The sequence below is a fragment of the Cohnella sp. CFH 77786 genome (genome assembly GCF_019400745.1).
Lineage (GTDB): Bacteria > Bacillota > Bacilli > Paenibacillales > Paenibacillaceae > Cohnella.
The window spans coordinates 1-18,214 of record NZ_WJIB01000008.1; the positions used below are offsets into that span (position 1 = coordinate 1).

The 18,214-nt window shown below is 58.1% G+C and carries 13 protein-coding genes and 1 pseudogene; 5 read left to right on the forward strand and 9 right to left on the reverse strand.

Annotated features, from left to right (window positions below; genetic code table 11):
• The first annotated feature begins 529 nt into the window (after positions 1–529).
• Complete coding sequence (locus tag GE107_RS12515) at positions 530–2,290, forward strand: methyl-accepting chemotaxis protein (RefSeq protein ID WP_219640317.1); 1,761 nt, start codon at positions 530–532, stop codon at positions 2,288–2,290.
• A gap of 98 nt (positions 2,291–2,388) precedes the next feature.
• Here GE107_RS12515 and GE107_RS12520 read toward each other — a convergent pair whose 3' ends face one another.
• The 9 genes from GE107_RS12520 to helD form a co-directional block, all read right to left on the reverse strand.
• Positions 2,389–2,850, reverse strand: coding sequence for a cupin domain-containing protein (locus tag GE107_RS12520; RefSeq protein ID WP_219640318.1), 462 nt, complete (start codon positions 2,848–2,850; stop codon positions 2,389–2,391).
• A 211-nt stretch (positions 2,851–3,061) separates the two neighbouring features.
• Entirely contained in the window at positions 3,062–3,493 is a 432-nt protein-coding gene (locus GE107_RS12525) for an SRPBCC family protein (RefSeq protein WP_219640319.1), read from the reverse strand.
• A 267-nt stretch (positions 3,494–3,760) separates the two neighbouring features.
• Positions 3,761–4,741 (reverse strand): aldo/keto reductase, encoded by a 981-nt coding sequence (locus tag GE107_RS12530; protein ID WP_219640320.1) that lies wholly within the window; start codon positions 4,739–4,741, stop codon positions 3,761–3,763.
• A gap of 222 nt (positions 4,742–4,963) precedes the next feature.
• Entirely contained in the window at positions 4,964–5,386 is a 423-nt protein-coding gene (locus GE107_RS12535) for a VOC family protein (RefSeq protein ID WP_219640321.1), read from the reverse strand.
• Between the two features lie 17 nt (positions 5,387–5,403).
• Positions 5,404–5,571 carry a GGDEF domain-containing protein gene (locus GE107_RS12540; protein ID WP_219640322.1) on the reverse strand — a complete coding sequence of 56 codons (168 nt, stop codon included), beginning with the start codon at positions 5,569–5,571 and terminating at the stop codon, positions 5,404–5,406.
• 96 nt (positions 5,572–5,667) lie between these two features.
• Positions 5,668–6,786: a ribosome small subunit-dependent GTPase A gene (gene rsgA, locus GE107_RS12545; RefSeq protein WP_219640323.1), complete on the reverse strand. Its 1,119-nt coding sequence runs from the start codon at positions 6,784–6,786 to the stop codon at positions 5,668–5,670.
• 535 nt (positions 6,787–7,321) lie between these two features.
• Positions 7,322–7,903, reverse strand: a complete 582-nt coding sequence (locus tag GE107_RS12550; protein ID WP_219640324.1) for a guanylate kinase — start codon at positions 7,901–7,903, stop codon at positions 7,322–7,324.
• A gap of 87 nt (positions 7,904–7,990) precedes the next feature.
• The gene (gene recQ, locus GE107_RS12555) at positions 7,991–9,820 is read right to left on the reverse strand and encodes a DNA helicase RecQ (RefSeq protein ID WP_219640325.1); all 1,830 of its coding nucleotides are present in this window, start codon (positions 9,818–9,820) and stop codon (positions 7,991–7,993) included.
• Between the two features lie 24 nt (positions 9,821–9,844).
• The gene (gene helD / locus GE107_RS12560) at positions 9,845–12,190 is read right to left on the reverse strand and encodes an RNA polymerase recycling motor HelD (protein ID WP_219640326.1); all 2,346 of its coding nucleotides are present in this window, start codon (positions 12,188–12,190) and stop codon (positions 9,845–9,847) included.
• Between the two features lie 168 nt (positions 12,191–12,358).
• Between helD and GE107_RS12565 the strand changes: the two genes are divergently transcribed.
• The 4 genes and pseudogenes from GE107_RS12565 (at position 12,359) to GE107_RS12580 (ending at position 17,513) form a co-directional block, all read left to right on the forward strand.
• A complete protein-coding gene (locus GE107_RS12565; protein ID WP_219640327.1) occupies positions 12,359–13,342 on the forward strand; it encodes an AAA family ATPase in 984 nt (327 codons plus the stop codon).
• Between the two features lie 7 nt (positions 13,343–13,349).
• Positions 13,350–14,492, forward strand: coding sequence for a DUF58 domain-containing protein (locus GE107_RS12570; protein WP_219640328.1), 1,143 nt, complete (start codon positions 13,350–13,352; stop codon positions 14,490–14,492).
• A gap of 192 nt (positions 14,493–14,684) precedes the next feature.
• On the forward strand, positions 14,685–16,034 hold the full coding sequence (locus tag GE107_RS12575) for a DUF4129 domain-containing protein (RefSeq protein ID WP_219640329.1): 1,350 nt from the start codon (positions 14,685–14,687) through the stop codon (positions 16,032–16,034).
• A 349-nt stretch (positions 16,035–16,383) separates the two neighbouring features.
• Positions 16,384–17,513: pseudogene (locus tag GE107_RS12580) on the forward strand (IS256 family transposase).
• The last annotated feature ends 701 nt before the right edge of the window (positions 17,514–18,214 follow it).

The following is an 18,214-nucleotide window of genomic DNA, read 5'->3' on the forward strand; positions in this document are numbered from 1 at the left end:
CGCGCGGAATAAAAAAGACCGCTTGCGCGGTTCTGCTTCCTCAATTATACCTACAGCTCACCTAAGGGTTTCGCAAAATAACGTCTCCGGAAGTCACTACGGCGTTTGTTGTTTGTTGTTTGTTGTGGAGGGTTTGGCAGCAAGACGAGCAGAAGAAGAACGGGAGCGCCAATCGAGGTATTCTTGTATGTTCTCACAGCATTCTCTTAGCATAGGCACTTTACAATGCAATTGTGAGGTAATCGTTAGAATCACAAAAGGGAACTCATAATAATTTAAAACGTTTTTCATTTGTTTGTAGTACGATTTAACATACTTTCAAAGGAAATCGACTGAATGGATTGCAACTCCAACCATCTATGTAACAAACAGATGAAACGAGGGGGAATTTCTCAGGAAAATGAGATTCAAATAGATTTCGTTAGGCCAAATTAAATCCGCGTGTAGGGGCGGTTTAGAGTAATTCATACTATGTTTCGACAAAAATTGATCTAATCAAAGCATCCTTTCATGGGAGTGGAGTTTTCTGATGTTACAAAAAATAATTATATTTAGAAATAGTCTGATTGTGAAAATAAGCGCTTTAGCTGCATTATGCGTGCTTTTGCTGATCGCAAGTCTGGTGTACATATCGTACATCCAACAAAGAAGTCAATATTTCAACGAACTTCAAATGCAGTTCAACATGGTTAGCAAGCCTGTGCTGGAGAATGTGGATGAATTAGAGAAGGTCAAAGCTCTTTTATTGAAAAATAAAGACGCTGATCGCACTCAACCCGAGATATCCCTTTTCCAAAAAATGCTGGATGAATTCAGTGGGAGCGAAGGTATTGCGAACACCTATTTATTGTATCCCGATATGAAAGAAGAAAATGGGAAAAGCTTTCTCGCCAGTATGTTAAATAACCAAGCTTTGTACGATGCGGGGGTCTCTCCATTGATTCCCTACGAAATGCCCGATTATTTCAAGACTGCTGCGAATAAAGCGATTGTAACCGGTTTCGGTATGACGGACGTATATTCTGACGAGTATGGGACGTGGGTCAGCATGCTCAGATCGATTAAAGATAAAAGCGGTAAAACGGTTGCGTTGATGGGCATCGATTTCGATTACGCAAAATTCAATTCTGAGATGAGGGCTAGGCTGATAAACACACTGTTTGTCGGACTTATTTTCGGGTGTCTTGCTGTTGCGGCGATTTGCTTTGTCGTTGCTTTAGCGCTAAAGCCTGTCCGCGACATGATTCGCATCACACGATTGACTGCCGAAGGGGATTTGTCGGAAACGCTGAAAGTGAAGCGAAACGATGAATTTGGTTTACTTGGGACGAGCTTTAACCAAATGATATATTCACTTCGCTCCGTATTGGTTGAAGTCAGCGAATCATCGAATCAATTGGCTGCTTCATCGGAACAGTTATCAGCGAGCGCTGAACAAACCTCCAAAGCTATCGAACATATTGCAGGTACCGTGGAACAAATGGCGGACGGAGCCAATCAGCAGGTTCATACGGTTAAGGAAAGCGCTAATACGATTCATGAGGTATCGACAAAAATACAACAGATCGCCAGAAATGCTAAGATAGTCGCCGAAACCACGACAAAGGCAGCAGAAAAATCGTCAGAGGGCGGCAAAGCGATTCAAACCGCTGCAGGTCAAATGAGTTCGATCAGCATTTCGGTCGATGGGCTGGCACAGGTCATTAACCATCTGGCAAGCACTTCTCTGGAAATCGGACAAATTACGGGAGCCATCACGGAGATAGCCAATCAAACCAATCTGCTTTCACTCAATGCGGCAATTGAAGCGGCTCGAGCCGGAGAACATGGACGTGGTTTTGCTGTTGTAGCAAATGAAGTGAAAAAGCTCGCGGCACAATCCTCCAAATCGGCAGAACAAATCGCTGAACTGATCCAAGCCATCCGAAGCGAGATAGAAAATGCCCAAACTTCCATGAAATCTGCAACCAAAGAAGTAAGTGTTGGTATGGAGGTCGTGCAACTGGCAGGTAATTTATTTGCCGAGATCGAGCGCTTTGTCGCTGATGTTAACGTGCAAGTTCGTGAAGTATCTTCGGCTTCAGGGCAAATCTCGGAAGGAACCCAGCAAGTTGTTCATGCCATCGAAAGAATCGCAGGGGTTGCCCAATTGACAGCATCCGGTACAGAAAATGTCTCCGCCGCTACGGAAGAGCAACTGGCTTTCATGCAAGAAATCTCTTCATCTTCTGCTGCCCTTACCCACATGGCAGGAGAATTGCAAGGCTTGGTAGAGAATTTCAAACTGTAACTGTTAGCACGCTGTAGTTTGGGTCTAAAGGAGTCGAAAGGGGGCGATGGGGGCGAAAAGCCCGTCCGGTTTGCGTCGGACAGGCTATTCGGCCTCAGTTATGCTTGCTGCTTGATCAACGTGAAATCGTCGTAATGGAACGCCGGCGCCACGATGCAAGTCACGAAAACCGGCTCGTCCCCCAGCGGCTCCGCGGTCTGCCATACGTTCGCTGGCACGAGCGCCTGCGGAACCTGGCCTTGATGGACGTCCATGCCGAGGACGATCGTTTCCCCGCTTGCCGGTGATTCCCCGTCTCCTCCGAGCGTGAGCTTGAGCGGACCGCCCGAGTGCCACAGCCACATTTCGTCTGACAGCACTTTGTGCCATTGCGACACTTCCCCCGGATGCAGCAGGAAGTAAACGGCGCTTGCCGCCGCGCGGACTCCGGAATACTTCGGTCCGAGCACGTCCTTCGGTATGTCGAACGAAGCCTTCCAGGTCTCTTTGTACCAACCGCCCTCGATGTGAGGCTGCAGGTCGAACGTCTTGACCAATGGCGAAAGCAGTTGTTTGTTCATGCGGCTTCTCTCCTATTTGTCTATGTATGCGTACCAGTATAGTGGTTCCCCGCCGGACCGGCAAATTATTTTTTGGGCCAACGGGAATCTATTTCCCCCTCCGATGCCTAATCGATCGAGGTGAGCACCGGGCCTGCCCGGAACGGGGCCGCGGCGGCTGTGCTGATTCTCGCTACAAGCGGAAAACAATCACGCCTGGCTGGGTATGGAGTTACGCCCCCTCGCACAGTCGCTTCAAAGCGCTTAATTCCTCGCTCGCTAGTCGCTGCCGGACTCCCGCGGTCCAGCGGCCGATGATTTGGGAGACCGGATTTTTGCCTCGGAGCTCTGCCGACATCTGAACCAACGTACCGGAATGGTGCGTCAAGAGACGGTAAGTGGTATCGATGACGAACATGCGGTCCATTAACCGGTATCGGAACATATTCGGTTCTTCCACGTTCAGGTTGACGCCTCGGAATCGAATCGTATTCCCTCCGTCTTTCTGGACTTGCACGAAAGCGGCTCCGGGGGCGGTGCAGGGCGCATTGCCATCGTAACGGATATTGAACGCGTTTTGAATCCACAGGACACGGTAATCCGGCTTTACGAGACGTTCGAACACTTCTCCGACCGGAGCTTCGATCGAAACATGGCTGATCATGAGGACGATACGCTCCTTTGCGTTCATCGATTTGCTATTTCTATTTTCGAGAAACGCCCTTCCCGCTTCAAGGGATTTCATCCCCGACTTTCGGGAAGTTGTTCGGGAAGTTTCGGGATCCGGAAACGCGTCGGAAGGCAAGAAAAATCCGCAACTCGATAGTTGCGGACATGGTTTGGGTCACCGAAGGCGCCGCGGGACCGATATATGGGTTCTTTCCGGCATACCGTTTGCTTGCCTATCCATTTCGGTGTCACAGCCGGCGATTCACCAAGCGTAGGCCTTCGGGGCGGAGCCGCCCGGGCCCGGGAAGATCTCATCGATCCGCCCGAGCGCGGATTCGTCCAGCTTCAGCTCGACGGCCCTGAGGCTGCGTTCGAACTGCTCCTGGGTCCGGCATCCGATGATCGGTGCCGTAACCGCCGGCTGGTGCAGCAGCCATGCCAGCGCGACGATATCCTCGGTCTCGCCGAGGTCCGCGGCCAGCTTCGCGAATGCTTCGAGCTGCGGGCGGAGCTTCTCGATCCTCGCTTTATCTCCGCCGCTTCTGCGCCCGGCGTTCGGCTTCAGCGCCGTGCCTCCGAGGATGCCGCCATCCAGCGGACTCCACGGAATGACGCCGAGGCCGAGCGCCTGCGACGCCGGCAGCACTTCGAGCTCCGGCAAGCGGCAGAGCAGATTGTACTTGTGCTGTTCCGAGACGAGGCCGAGATGGCCTCTGGCTTTCGCCTCACCTTGGGCGACCGCGATATCCCATCCCGCGAAGTTGCTAGAACCGATGTAGCCGACTTTGCCTTGCTGCTGCGCGATTTCGAATGCGCCCCAAAGCTCCTCCCAAACGACGGTACGGTCGATATGGTGCATTTGATAGAGTTCCACATGGTCTGTCTGCAAGCGCCGCAGGGAGCCCTCCAGGTGGCGCCGGATTTTGTAAGCGGACAGGCCCTCCTTGCGGTTAGGGCCGTCAAGCGGATCGTGCATGTCGCCGTACATTTTGGTCGCGATGACGGTTTTCTCCCGCCTCCCTCCGCCCTGCGCAAACCAGCGGCCCAGGATCTCTTCGGTCTTCCCCGCGTTCTCTCCCCAGCCGTAAATGTTCGCGGTATCGAAGAAGTTGATGCCCGCGTCGAGCGCGGCGTCCATGATGCGGAACGCTTCCTTCTCGTCCGTGTCCACCCCGAAGTTCATCGTACCCAAACACAGCCGGCTGACTCTCAAACCCGAACGTCCCAGTTTCGCATATTCCATCTGATCGATCCTCTCCCTTCTCCTTTCCAATTTACTCTATTATCCCCCCTTGTACAAATGGAAGGAAGCGCATCTGTGCGCTGCGCTTCGATCAGAAGGTGCAACTTGCGTCCTTCGCATGAAGCCGATCCAAAGCATCGGTATCGAGCACCTCGATCGTTTTCTCGGCTGAAAACAAGCACCCTGCGGTTCTCGCTCCGCTGGGTGCTGTTCCTTGGCGTCCTATCCTAATATTTCCGTATAGATTTGAAAAGTCACGCCGAATTTGTCGGTTATATCCCCAAAACCCGGGCTAAAGGGGGTTTCTTCAAATGGCATATTCACTTGACCGTCTTGCCGTAAGGCTTCGAATAATTGTTTTGATTTCTCCACGTTGTTCGTTGTGATGCAAATGGTTACCTGTTTCCCCTTCGGAATCGATGAACCCGTTGGAGCATCCGAGAACATGAGTTCCGATGCACCGACTCGCAACTTTGCGTGCGCCACAAGATCCTTTAAATCATCCGTAAAAGTATTCGGCATTTCCGGCATATCTCCATAAGTAATGATCGTGAGGACTTCGGCACCTATTGCTTGCTCGTAAAACTGAATCGCTTCCCTCGCATTCCCCTCCATATTCAAATAAGGGGTTAGTTGGACTGTCATGACGGATCAACTCCTTTTTATTTCGATCGTAGCACATCCAACATGCTCCGATTGCCGTCGGCGCGGGTCAACAGTTCGTCGCCCTGCAAATGGCCGAAAACGTCGTTCGCGAGCTTAAGCCCGTTCATGTCCGCATGATCATCCCAAGGGGCCGGAAAGTCCCCGACCGGAATTCCGACAGCCATTTGTCTTCCCCTTCGTCCGATTCCGCTTTTCTCCTTGATAGCATCTGGCATGGACAAAGATTGAAATGAAACGACAATTTTGCTTAAACTCCCGCCTCAATCCGATTCGAATTCGGATAACGATCCTCTGGAGGCGGCCCGCCCCTTCTTGCCAAAGCGATCGGGCTTGCCGCCTCCGGCGCGCTGACGCCGTCCGGCCGCGGTCTGTTCCTTGCGCGCCAGCCTCGCCAGTTCCCGTTCGGTTTTGCCGTAGTTGGCGTAACGTTTGGGATCGAGCTCCCCGGACTCCAGTGCCTCCCGCACCGCGCAACCGGCTTCCGATTGGTGGCGGCAGTCGCGGAACCGGCACTTGGCCGCCAATTCCGCGATGTCGGAGAATGCTTCCTGCCAGCCGTCCCGAGCTTCCCACAGCTGCAGTTCCCGCATCCCGGGCGTATCCATCAGCAGGGCTCCGGAAGGCAGAAGGAACAGCTCCCGGTGGGTCGTCGTATGCCGCCCTCTGGCATCGTCCTCGCGAATGCCCTGCACCCGCTGCAAATCATCTTCCGCCAACCAATTGAGCAGCGTCGACTTGCCGACGCCGGACATCCCCGTGACCGCGACGGTCCGTCCCGGCAGCAAGTACGGCGCGAGCTGCTCCTTTCCGCGGTTCTCCGCCGCGCTGACGGCATGGACCGGCACGCCGGGCGCCACCGACTCGACCTCGGCGGCCTTCTCTTCCCAATCGGGGCACAAATCCATTTTCGTGAGCAGGACGACCGGACTGGCTCCGCTTTCCCAAGCCATGATGAGGTACCGCTCGATCCTGCGCAAATTGAAGTCTTCGTTGAGCGCGTTCACGATGAACAGAAAATCGAGATTCGCCCCGATGACCTGCTCCTCCTCCCGGTTGCCCGCCGCCCTTCGGGTCATGGCGGACCGACGCGGCAGCAGGGCGTGAATGACCGCGCGTTCTCCGTCCGCGAGCTCCGCCGCCACCCAGTCCCCGACGGCGGGAAAATCGCTTTTGCCCGCGGCGGCGAACTCGAACTTGCCCGTCACCGTTGCCAGCCGTTCTCCCGCCGCGCTCACGATGCGGTATGCATGGGAGAACTGGGCGGTGACCCTCGCCGGCTGCAGCCCGTTATCTCCGGATAGGCCGGCCGTCTGCCAGGCCAACTCCCAGAACTCGTTCCAACCGTATTCGTTCAGCTTGTTTCGATTATGAATGTTCATGCGATTGCTCCTTTTTTGATGGGGTGTTTGCTCTTGCACGCGCTTGCGCTCTCTAAGAATTTTGCTCTCCGTATCATTCGGTGCGTCGTTCGCTTGTACACCAAAAAACCGCAGGGAAATCTCCCTGCGGCTGGGTTCCGATCCGGCACGGCGGCGCAGAGGTCTCCCCCAGGGGATCCTGAACTTGCGCCGACGACCAAGTAAAACGGCTACGCCGTCCTTCTCGGACGGATAGACGTTCTATCGGAGGTGATTCAGTAAAGCATGGTGGATTTTATACTTTCTGAATCACGAAAAAAAACCGCGGGAGACCGAACGGTCCCCCGCGGCGCGTATCCTTTACCTGCGTGCCGATGAGACCGATTCGTATGCCGTTTGAAGCCCTGCGACAATCGAAGTGTAAACGGACAACATACTCATCAGCCTCCTTGTAAAAGATGTAAATTATTATACGAGACCCCGAAGCCCCTGTCAACCGATTCCCATCGTGTACGTTTAACGCTTGCGTTTTTCGCCTACCTGCCGCCCCCTGCGGTTAGTCCTTGTCGACCAACCCGCGCTGAAAATAAGCTTCCAGCGTTTCCGTGATCCGCGAAACCGTATCTCCCAAATCGTAGTTTCCGAACGCGTGCTCGCAAGCGGAGCGGTAATCCATCTCCTCGTCGTAACGGCGCATCCGGGCGGCGATTACGTCCGGCGCAAGCCCAAGCTCCCGGTTGCGGTCCTCCAGCGTCCGGCGGTCGGCGTACAGGAACAGCCGGATCGCGCGATCCCCGTACAGCTCCTTGATCCGGTCGGCCCCCTCCCGGTTCAAGACCAGGTAGACGCACCCTTTCTCCCGCAGCTGCTCCTCGACGTCCGATCGGCGGATTCCGTACCGAAAGCCTCCGATCTCGACGCTTTGCAACAGCTCGCTTTCCATTTCCCGGAACGCTTCCTCCGTCACGAAGTGATAGTCTTGTCCGTTCACTTCCCCCGGACGAGCGTCGCGGGTCACGTACGATACCACTTTCTCCATGCCGAAAGTTTGCCCGACCGCTTCCGCGACCGACTTGCGCCCGGACCCGTCGGGACCCGTAAAAACGATAATCCGATCCTGCCCATCGCGCTCGTACATCGAATCACTCTCCCCGTCCCCAGAATTGTCAGACTATTATCAGCTTAGCGTCCGGGAAGATGGACTGTCAACGGTTTCCTGCGGGGATCAATGCTCTCGGATCACCTCGAGGAAAACCCGGCCGTACTTGGCCAGCTTGGCCTCGCCGATGCCTTTGACGGACCGCATGTCCCGTTCCGTCGTCGGGCGGATCCGGCAAATCTCGCGAAGCGTGGCGTCGTTGAAAATGACGAAAGGCGGCACGTTCTCCCGGTCGGCGAGCGACTTGCGCAGCGTCCTCAGCTTGGCGAACAGCGCCTCGCCCTCCGCGCCCAGATCGTCGCCGCCTCCTCGCGGCCCTCTTCTGCCCGGGCCCGAGGTTCCGGCAGCCCCGGGGACGTCCGCCGCCCGTACCTGCTCCACCCGGCGATAGACCCGCTCCTCCCCGTCCATGACGGACCGGACGCGAGGCGTCAGGGTGACAACCGGGTAAGCGCTGTCGGTCACCCTCAAGTAGCCTTGAGCTGCGAGCGACTGGATGAGGCCGACGATCTCCTTCTCCGTTCGCTTGCTCATCCGCCCGTAAACGGGAAGACGGTCGAAACCGAACTCGCGGATTTTCGCTTCGCCGGAGCCGCGGAGCACCTTCGCCGTCAACGAAACGCCGAACCGCTGGCGCATGCCCGCCACGCACGCGAACACGACTTTGGCCGCTTCCGTGACGTCGATTCTCTCTGCCGTATCCAGGCAGTTCCCGCATTTTCCGCACGGTTCGCAGACATCCCCGAAATAGGAGACGATCGCCTGCTGCAGGCACTCCTGATGGAAGGCGTACTGTACCATGTCATTCAGCTGCCGGTAAGCCGTTTTCTTCCGTTCTTCGTCGCCTTCGCCTTGCTCGATCAAATACTTCTGCGTCGCCGTGTCCTGCGGGAAGTAGAACAGGATGCATTCGCCGGGAGCGCCGTCCCGTCCGGCACGGCCCGCTTCCTGGTAGTAGGCCTCGAGATTTTTCGGCAGATTGTAATGCACCACGTAGCGGACGTTCGACTTGTCGATCCCCATGCCGAATGCGTTCGTTGCGACCATCACCTGAAGGTCGTCGCGGAGGAAGGCGTCCTGCGCCTCCGCCCGAGCCCGCTCGTCCAAACCGGCGTGGTATTTGCCCGCCCGAAAGCCCTGCCCCGCGAGGAACGCGTGGCATTCCTCCACTTCCCGCCGGGTGGACGCGTACACGATGCCGGCTTCCCCGTCATGTTCCCGCAGGCAGCGGAGCAGCTCCTGCCGCTTGTCGCCGCCGCGAGCGACCCGGAAGCTCAGGTTCGGACGAGCGTAACCGGTCGTCACTCTCACCGGAGCGTGGAGCCGGAGCCTGTTCACGATGTCCTCCCGGACTTCCGGCGTCGCCGTCGCGGTGAACGCGGCCACGACCGGACGTGGATCCAGCCGTTCCGTCAGCCGCGCGATCGACAGGTAGCTCGGGCGAAAATCGTGTCCCCATTGCGAAATGCAGTGCGCCTCGTCCACCGCGACCAGGGACACCGGCACGCGGTCCAGCCACCCGGTGAAGCGATCGGACTCGAGCCTCTCCGGCGCGATGTAGACGACGCGATAGCGGCCGGCTTCGATTTCACGGTACCGGCGGTTCATCTCCGCAACCGTGAGCGTGCTGTTCAGCAGCGCCGCGGATATGCCGGACTCGTTCAGCGCGTCCACCTGGTCCTTCATCAAGGAAATGAGCGGAGAAACGACGATCGTCAGTCCGGGCATCAGAACGGCGGGGATTTGATAGCAGATCGATTTCCCCGCACCCGTCGGCATGATGCCCAAGGCGTCCCGATGGCTCAGAATCGCCCCGATCAGCTCCTCCTGGCCCTGGCGGAACGAATCGTATCCGAAATAAGTCCGCAGCGCACTCCTCGCCCGATCCATCGCCATGCCTTTCCCTCCTCTTCCGGCAGCTCAGCTTCCCATCGGAAGCCAGTTAGACGGTTCCCCTAAATAATACACGTGCAAAACGTGAAGGGCTCGCGTGCAAACGGTATACAGCAGCTTCCGGTCCCGTTCCCGGCCGTACCTTGAGGCGGAGGCGTCCCACACGACGACGGCGTCGAATTCGATGCCTTTGGCCAAATACGAGGGCAGCACCGAAACGCCTTTCGGCAGCTCCGCCGACCCGCCCGTCACGTGCGTGAGCGGCACTTCGTCCGGCAGCCTCTCCTTCAGAAGCGCCGCTGCGTTGCCGCATTCCCGCGCGGATTTCGCGATGACGCCGATCGTGCCGTGTCCCGCATCCAGCAACTCGCGGATGTCCGCCGACACCCTATCTGCCAGCTGCGCGCCGTCCCGGCAGCGGACGAGCCGCGGCGCTTCTCCTTCCCGCTGGAACGGACGGATGTCCGCCGCTTCCTCGGAAAGCAGGATCCTTTTGCTGAACTCCACGATCGGGCGCGTCGACCGGTAACTCGTCGACAGCCGCCATACGGCCGTGTATTCCGGCTCCATGAGCCGCGTCCAGCCTCCGAACCCTCCGCTCAGCTGCGATCCGGCGTAGATCGCCTGGTTGAAATCGCCCAGCACCGTCATCATCGCGCGCGGGAACCGTTTCCGCAAATAAGCCGCCTGAAACGGGGTGTAGTCCTGCGCCTCGTCCACGAACAGGTGCCGGATGTCGGCCTCCACCTTGCGGAAGCCCTCGAGGCCCTCCATCAAATAGAGCAGGGGCGTGGCGTCCTCATGGTCGAAGATTTTGCGCGCCATCGTCTCCTCGGCCCGGCCCGCCATCCATTCCCATCCTTCCGGGAGTTTGCCGTCCGGCGAGCAAGCCGTAAACAGGGTCCGGCTGCGGAACAGCTCCCGGTACGTGCCGACCGCGTCGAGAAACCGGTAGCCCTTTACGGCTTTGCGGAGCGGTTCGACGGCCGCCTGGATCGCCCGCTTCATCAACGTGTCCGTCATCCGTTCCTCGTCGTCGAAAGCTTCCTCGTGGAAGCCGCCGCCCCGGCGGATTTCCACGTACGCGCGCTGGATTTCTTCATCGTCCGCCAGCTCGGCCGCTTCCTCCACCCACGGTTCGCCCATCTGGCTTTCCGCCCACTCCCCGAGCCTGCCCAGCAGCCACTTGCGCAGTTGGGAAGCGCGGTACGCGAAGCCTTCCGACGCTTTCACGGCATAATACCGCTCCGCCATTTCCTCGCTTGACGCAATCGTGGCTCCCCGGAACCGAAGCGGCCGGAAACGGATGCCTTCCGTCTCGAGCCGTTCGAAATACCGCTCCACCGTGAGGAAGAAATGCTCGGAGCCTTTGTACCGTACGGCCAGCTCGCGCGCCTCCCCCTCGGGCGATCCTTCCGCGGCGCTCAGCGCTTCCGTCTGGGCGAACAGGTCCTCCACCTGGAAACGCCGGCCGAGCCGGGCTTCGATCAGCTCCCGGAACGTCATCTGGCGCATGTTCGCTTCGCCGAGATCCGGCAATACGCGGGAGACGTAGCCTTTGAAAACGGGATTCGGCGAAAACAGCACGATCTGGTCGGGCGTCAGGGTTCCGCGGAAACGGTACAGCAAATACGCGACGCGCTGGAGCGCCGCCGACGTCTTGCCGCTGCCGGCCGCCCCTTGGACGACCAGCAGCCGGTGCTTCTCGTCGCGGATCACCCGATTCTGCTCCTTCTGGATCGTCGCCACGATGCTCTTCATCGACGTGTCCGACTTCTCGGACAGCACCGCCTGCAAAATTTCGTCGCCGACCGTCTCGTCCGTATCGAACACGTGCTTCAGCTTGCCGGCCCGGATCACGAATTGCCGTTTAAGCGCGAGTTCGCCCCGGATTTCCCCCTGAGGCGTCTCGTAGGAAGCCGGTCCCGGCTCGTGATCGTAAAACAGGCTCGACACCGGCGCGCGCCAGTCGTACACCCAGAACGTTTCGCCGTCGTCTCCGACCAGGGACGCCCGGCCGATGTAGATCCGCTCCGGCTTTCCGCCTTCTTCCGCGAAATCGATCCGGGCGAAGTACGGATTGTCGTGCATTTTCGCCAGCCGTTCCACCGCTTCGAAAGCGACCTTGTGGCTGCGCTCCCGCTCGATGAGGATTTCCTTTTGCTGCATGATGCTGGTCCAGGTTTCGCCCATCTCCGTGGCATCGGAGAAGTTCATCCGGACGTCGTCCCAGAATTCCTGGCGGATGCCGACGACGTCGCCCCGCCGCTGGCTCAGCACGGTCAGCTCCTTGTGCATCCGAGCTTCCACTTGTCGGAGCACCTCGGACAACCGCTGCTCTTCCTCCTCGCGAGGGGATAGCCCATTCACCACGCGTAACCCTCTCCTTTTCCGTCCATTCCATCGATACTCCTTGTTGTATCACGGGCTACCGGTGAAATCAACCCGTTTGCGCTTTCAGCTCTGCCAGCCGTGCATTATAATGGAAAAATAGCATGTGCCCTCTATCGATTTCATATCCATCCCGAAAGGCGGACCCCCATGCCTGCATCCCCCGATCTCGAAACGATGATTCGCGGCATCGAGAAAGTACGCTCCCAAATCGGCCAAGTCATCGTCGGCAAGCTTGACGCAGTCGACCTTCTGTTAACCGCTCTGTTCGCGGGAGGACATGCGCTGCTGGAGGACGTGCCCGGCACGGGCAAAACGCTGCTCGCCAAGACGCTGGCCCGCTCCTTGGGCTGCTCGTTCCGCCGCGTTCAGTTTACGCCGGATTTGCTTCCGTCGGATCTGAGCGGCATCAACTTCTATAACCAGAAAGCCGGAGAATTCGAGTTCCGGCCGGGTCCGCTATTCGCGAACGTCCTGCTGGCGGACGAGATCAACCGGGCGACGCCCCGGACGCAATCCAGCCTGCTGGAATGCATGGAAGAACGCCAAGTGACGCTCGACGGCGTCACTTACCCGCTCGGAGCTCCTTTCCTTGTCATCGCCACGCAGAATCCGGTGGACAACCAAGGGACGTTCCCGCTTCCTGAAGCGCAGCTGGACCGGTTCCTTCTCCGGATCCGGATGGGATATCCGTCCTACGAGGAATCGCTGGCCATCCTGACTCGCTTCCGCGGCCGGAATCCGCTCGAGGAACTGGAGCCGGTCCTGGATGCGGAGACGCTGCTCACCACTCAGAGGTTCGCCGCGGCCGATGTCCGGATCTCGGCCGACCTCCTCGGGTATGTCGTGAGGCTGGCGGAAGCGTCGCGCCGCCATCCGGACGTCGCGCTCGGCGTCAGCCCGAGGGGAGCCCAAGCGCTGCTCCGTGCCTCTCAAGCCTATGCGCTCGTGCGGGGACGGGATTACGTGACGCCGGACGACATCAAGGCGGCCGCGGAGCCGGTGCTGGCGCACCGGTTGCTGCTGCGCCACTCGATGCACGGCCGGGATGAACGGGCGGCAGATACGGTCCGGGCGCTGCTGCGGGAAACGGCCGTGCCCGCCGAAGCGGCCGAGGCCGCAGGAAGCAGGTAGCGCGGCGATGCCTTTCTACGCGGTCGTCCTCAACGGCGCCGTACTGCTGGTCGTTCTCCATTATATGTACCGCAAGCGGGCGCTGAAAAACATCGTCTATTCCCGCAGCTTCAACCGTTCATCCGCTTTCGAAGGCGACCGGGTCGAAATGGTCGAGGTGATCGAAAACCGGAAACTGCTCCCCGTGCCCTGGCTTCGTCTGGAGTCGCTCCTCTCCCGCGATCTCCGGTTCGCCCGGCAGACGAATCTCGATATCCGCAGCGGCGAGCGTTTGCAGAACCATCTCAGCCTATTCAGCCTTAGGCCTTACCGCCGCATCGTTCGCCGCCACGAAGTCCGTTGCGCGAAGAGAGGGTTTTATACGCTCGGAACGGCGACGATGACGGCCGGGGAACCGCTCGGGCTCGTCCATGTATCCCGGCAATTTCCGGTGGCGCAAGCCGAGCTGCTTGTCTACCCCCGCATCGGGAGGTTCGGCGATCTCCCGTTGCCCAGCCACAGCTGGCTCGGCAACCTCGCCGTCCGCCGCTGGATCGCGGAGGATCCGTTCTTGTCCGCGGGAACCCGGGCGTACGCGCCGGGCGACCCGCTGTCCGGCATCCATTGGAAAGCGACGGCCCGGACGGGCTCCCTGCAAGTTCATCGCAAGGACTTTACGGCCGACCACCGGCTCGTGATCTGTCTGAACATGGAAATCGACTCCGCCATGTGGAAAACCGTGACGGAGCCCGAACGGATCGAGGAAGGGATCCGGTATGCCGCCACCGTCGCCGATTACGCGCTGCGGAGCGGCATCGAGACCGGATTGCTCAGCAACGGGTGGGTGCTGGGCGAAGCCAAAAACCCCGCCCGGATCGAACCGGGGGGCGGAGCCGTCCAGCTGGATGCGCTGCTGGGCTGTCTGGCCAAGCTGCAGCTGGAAACCGTCTCGAACATGGCCTACCTGCTGGAGCAAGAAGCGGAACGCCGAGGGTCCCGCTCGGATTACGTGATCGTGACTTGCCACCGGGAAGAGAAGCTGTCGGCCGCTGCGGACAGGCTGCGCGGTATGGGACATGGCATCGAGTGGCTGATCATTCCGGAGGCCATCGCGGATCCTGGAGGGGATGAACTTGAACCGCCGGTTTGGGACATGGAATCGAACGGCTGATCCTTCCGGAGGCGTGCGCGGATGCTGGAGGGGATGAACCATGAATCGCAAGTTTGGGACAAGGCGAACGGCTGATCCTTCCGGAAGCCTGCGCGGATGCTGAAGGGGATGAACCATGAATCGCAGGTTTGGGACATGGAATCGAACGGCTGATCCTTCCGGAGGCGTGCGCGGATGCTGGAGGGGATGAACATGAATCGCAGGTTTAATCGCGGCGGTACGGCCGTCCGGGAAGCCGCCGTTCGAGCAGCAGCCGCTGCGTACGAGCTGTGGATGCTGCTGCCGCTCGGGCTGCTCGCCTATCGCAACGTTCCGCAATTGGCCGAAGGTGTCTGGCCTTGGATGGCCGCCATTGCGGCGTTATCCGTATGTTGTGCCGCCTTAAGCGTGCACGTTCTTGCGTTGTGGAAACAAGGCGCCTTGGCCCTTCTTGCCGCGATGGTCGCCTGGGGAATCATGCACGCGGAGGGAAGCTTTTCTCCGCTTGTGCCGGTCCTGCTGGCGATCGCCGCCTTGCAGGGTTTCACGATCCCGTACCGATGCGCGAAAATCGGCTGGTTTTGGACAGGGGTCGGCATCTACTTCTTGGCGAGCGTCCTCTTCCGGATCGTACCGGGCGGAGAGCGCGATCCGGCGTTTCTTACGCTCGGCGGTTTGGCGTGCTTGACGGTCGCCTTCTTCGCGGTCAATCGGCTGCATCTGCGCATCATCGCGTTGTCCACGGACGATCCACGGCGCGTGCCGGCCGACCTCAAGCAGCATAACCGGCTGTTCGTAGCCGCCATTCTCGGCGGCATCCTTCTGCTCTCGGCAGGATTGGGCGGCTGGATGATCCGCGGCTTGAAATCGGCCGTTCGGGCGCTCATCGTCGGATTTCTCTCCCTGTTTTCCGGCGGCGGGGACCCGATACGGCCCCCGCAGTCCGGGCCGGCAACGCCTCCGCCGCCGATGGAGCTTCCCCCGGCGAAAGAACCGGGCTGGTTCGCCCAACTGCTGGATCAGCTGCTGCCGTATCTCGCCGCAGCCGTGTGCGCCGCGCTGCTAGGATGGGGCTTGTACCGTCTATACCGGCTCGGCGGCGGCCGGTGGAAGAGGTGGCTGAGCCGTATGGCCGAATGGCTGGGCCGATCCGCAAACGCGCCCGCCGCTGCGGGTTACACGGACGAGCAGTCCTCCGTGTTCTCTTGGGAAGAAACGCTGGGCAAACTTCGCGGAGGGCGAATCGGCCGGCTGCTGGCCAGGCGCTGGGAACCGGGGTGGGACGAGCTCCCCAATAACCTTGAACGGGCCCGCTATCTGTATCGTGTTTGGCTGCGGGCACACACGCGCGACGGCTATCCGGCCGCCCCCCATCTGACGCCGCGAGAAACGGTGCAAGACGCGAAGCGTTGGCGGCAAAGCCGGGATAAGCGCGCAAGCCGCTCAGACGCCGACAGCGCGATGGACGAAAGGCGGCTCATCGACGTCTATTACAAAAGCAGGTACGCGGAGGAGGAACCGACCGCCGAGGAGCTTGCGGCCGTCGGGAAACCGCGGATGTAGCATGCCGGTTAGGCCGTTTGCCAACTGTCCGCCGGCAAGCGGCTTTTGTACGTTTAGGCATTGAATGGTTCGAAGGCAGGGCGTTGCTCGATATGTTTTCGAGTCATTCCCCAGCCTTACAGTATGTATTTCAATCACTTGGAATCGGAATCGGAGTCGGAATCCCGGGGAGCACTGGGAGTCGTCGCGACTAAGTGCCGAAATACCGTTAATTTGCACAAATTGGGCCCGATATAGAGTTGAGTCCGTATACTTGTGTAAAAAGCTATGGTGAGAAATAGGAGAGCCATAGTCAAAATCCTCGGTTAGAATGAGGTTGTCGAGACAACATTCTAGGGGAGGATTTGCTATGGCTCAATATCAGATTAACGTAGATTCGGAGCTTTTGCATCAGTTGTTTTTGGGAAATTCGCAAGATAAAGGTGTCGCAGCACTACTACAATCGGTTTTGAACCAGGTTCTTAAAGCACAAGCGACTGAGCAGCTGCAGGCGGAACGTTATGAGCGTACGGAGGAGCGGTTGGCATATCGTAACGGTTCTTATCCGCATTCACTCAGCACTCGCGTAGGCAACCTTACGCTTCAGGTTCCCCGTTTTAGGGATGGAGCATTTTCAACCGAATTATTTGCACGTTACCAACGTAGTGAGCAGGCACTTGTTATCTCCCTTATGGAGATGGTGGTTAACGGCATATCTACGCGCAAAGTAACGAAGGTGACAGAAGAGTTGTGCGGGACCGAGTTCTCCAAATCAACGGTAAGCGAGCTGTGCAAGCAACCGGATCCCGTCATCACAGCTTGGAGCAGTCGTCCGTTACACGATAATGAGTATCCGTTTCTTATCGTTGACGCCCTGTACGTGAAGGTTCGCGAAGATGGTCGTGTGCGCTCCCGCGGAGTTTTGCCGAATTGAAGCAACGTGGTCTCCGCGGTGTTGATCTGGTAACCAGCGATCACCATGGGGGACTGGTAAACGCAATTCGTCAGCATTTTCAGGGCGTCACCTGGCAACGATGCCAGACTCACTTTATGCGCAACATTCTGGATGCCGCTCCTAAAGCATTACGTGATGAGGTGAAAGCACACGTCCGGGCCATATTCGAAGCGGCTGAGCCTGCGACTGCGCGTTCGCTTCTGGAGCGGACGCTAGGTACCTTTCAGGACACAGCCTCAAAGGCCATGAAAGTGCTTGAGGAAGGCTTTGAAGACGCGACAGCGGTATTGGCGCTGCCCGCTGTTTGCCGAAAGCGCACAAGAACGACCAACGCCGTTGAGCGGTTGAATGCCGAGCTTCGTCGCAGAGAACGTGTCGTCCGTATTTTTCCTAACCGAGCATCGGTGTTTCGACTATTCGGAGCTCTGCTGATGGATATGGACGAGAAGTGGGCTTCTCAGAAGAAGTACATTGAAATGAACGACTACTACGAACAAAAGAGAGCTAAGGAAAAACAAACCGGCAAGGTTGTATCTATCCGTTAGACAACCCGCCGGGGATTTTACACACAATATTGGACTTGACCCGATATAGCGACGTTAAGATCAAAAATACATTTATTAATTGAAAAAAACCAAAAAAATGGCCTGATTGATGAAAGTTAAATGTATTTATGCTTTAACAACCGAAAATAAAGGGTCTAAGAAAGAAATAAAGGTAATTTTGCTTTTAGCTCCCAACCGTAACGAGGTTCCTGCCTGGGTTGCCGCCCACCGAGTTGTTGTCCTTTCTGGTTCCTGCGAGTCCGAACTGCTGCATGTCAGAGTTGCTACCTTCGGGGTTACTGCCTTCTGGGTTGCTGCCTCTGGGTTGCTGCCTTCTGGGTTGCTACCTTCGGAGTTGCTACCTTCGGAGTTGCTACCTTCCTGGTTCCTGCCTGTCCGAACTGCTGCCTTCTGGGTTGCTGCCTGTCCGAACTGCTGCCTGTCGGAGTTGCTACTTCTAAGTTGCTGCCTTCCTGGTTCCTGCCTGCCCGAACTGCTACCTTCTGGGTGCTACCTTCTAAGTTACTGCCTTCCTGGTTCCTGCCCGTCTTGATCGCCGCCGGTCATGGCAGATTCACGCCTCAGAGTTGGAGCCGGCCGGCTTTCGGTACCATGCTGGTCCATGTCCATCCCGTAACGCCCCGCCGAAGGCGGCATGGGAGATCGACCTTGTTTTCGCGCCAGCACTCCCCCTTCGGAAT

What these genes read in the sequence shown, in the direction of transcription:
- GE107_RS12515 (WP_219640317.1), top strand. Translation starts at nt 530, where the DNA reads ATGTTACAAAAAATAATTATATTTAGAAATAGTCTGATTGTGAAAATA.
- GE107_RS12520 (WP_219640318.1), bottom strand. Translation starts at nt 2,850, where the DNA reads ATGAACAAACAACTGCTTTCGCCATTGGTCAAGACGTTCGACCTGCAG.
- GE107_RS12525 (WP_219640319.1), bottom strand. Translation starts at nt 3,493, where the DNA reads ATGATCAGCCATGTTTCGATCGAAGCTCCGGTCGGAGAAGTGTTCGAA.
- GE107_RS12530 (WP_219640320.1), bottom strand. Translation starts at nt 4,741, where the DNA reads ATGGAATATGCGAAACTGGGACGTTCGGGTTTGAGAGTCAGCCGGCTG.
- GE107_RS12535 (WP_219640321.1), bottom strand. Translation starts at nt 5,386, where the DNA reads ATGACAGTCCAACTAACCCCTTATTTGAATATGGAGGGGAATGCGAGG.
- GE107_RS12540 (WP_219640322.1), bottom strand. Translation starts at nt 5,571, where the DNA reads ATGGCTGTCGGAATTCCGGTCGGGGACTTTCCGGCCCCTTGGGATGAT.
- rsgA (WP_219640323.1), bottom strand. Translation starts at nt 6,786, where the DNA reads ATGAACATTCATAATCGAAACAAGCTGAACGAATACGGTTGGAACGAG.
- GE107_RS12550 (WP_219640324.1), bottom strand. Translation starts at nt 7,903, where the DNA reads ATGTACGAGCGCGATGGGCAGGATCGGATTATCGTTTTTACGGGTCCC.
- recQ (WP_219640325.1), bottom strand. Translation starts at nt 9,820, where the DNA reads ATGGCGATGGATCGGGCGAGGAGTGCGCTGCGGACTTATTTCGGATAC.
- GE107_RS12565 (WP_219640327.1), top strand. Translation starts at nt 12,359, where the DNA reads ATGCCTGCATCCCCCGATCTCGAAACGATGATTCGCGGCATCGAGAAA.
- GE107_RS12570 (WP_219640328.1), top strand. Translation starts at nt 13,350, where the DNA reads ATGCCTTTCTACGCGGTCGTCCTCAACGGCGCCGTACTGCTGGTCGTT.
- GE107_RS12575 (WP_219640329.1), top strand. Translation starts at nt 14,685, where the DNA reads ATGAATCGCAGGTTTAATCGCGGCGGTACGGCCGTCCGGGAAGCCGCC.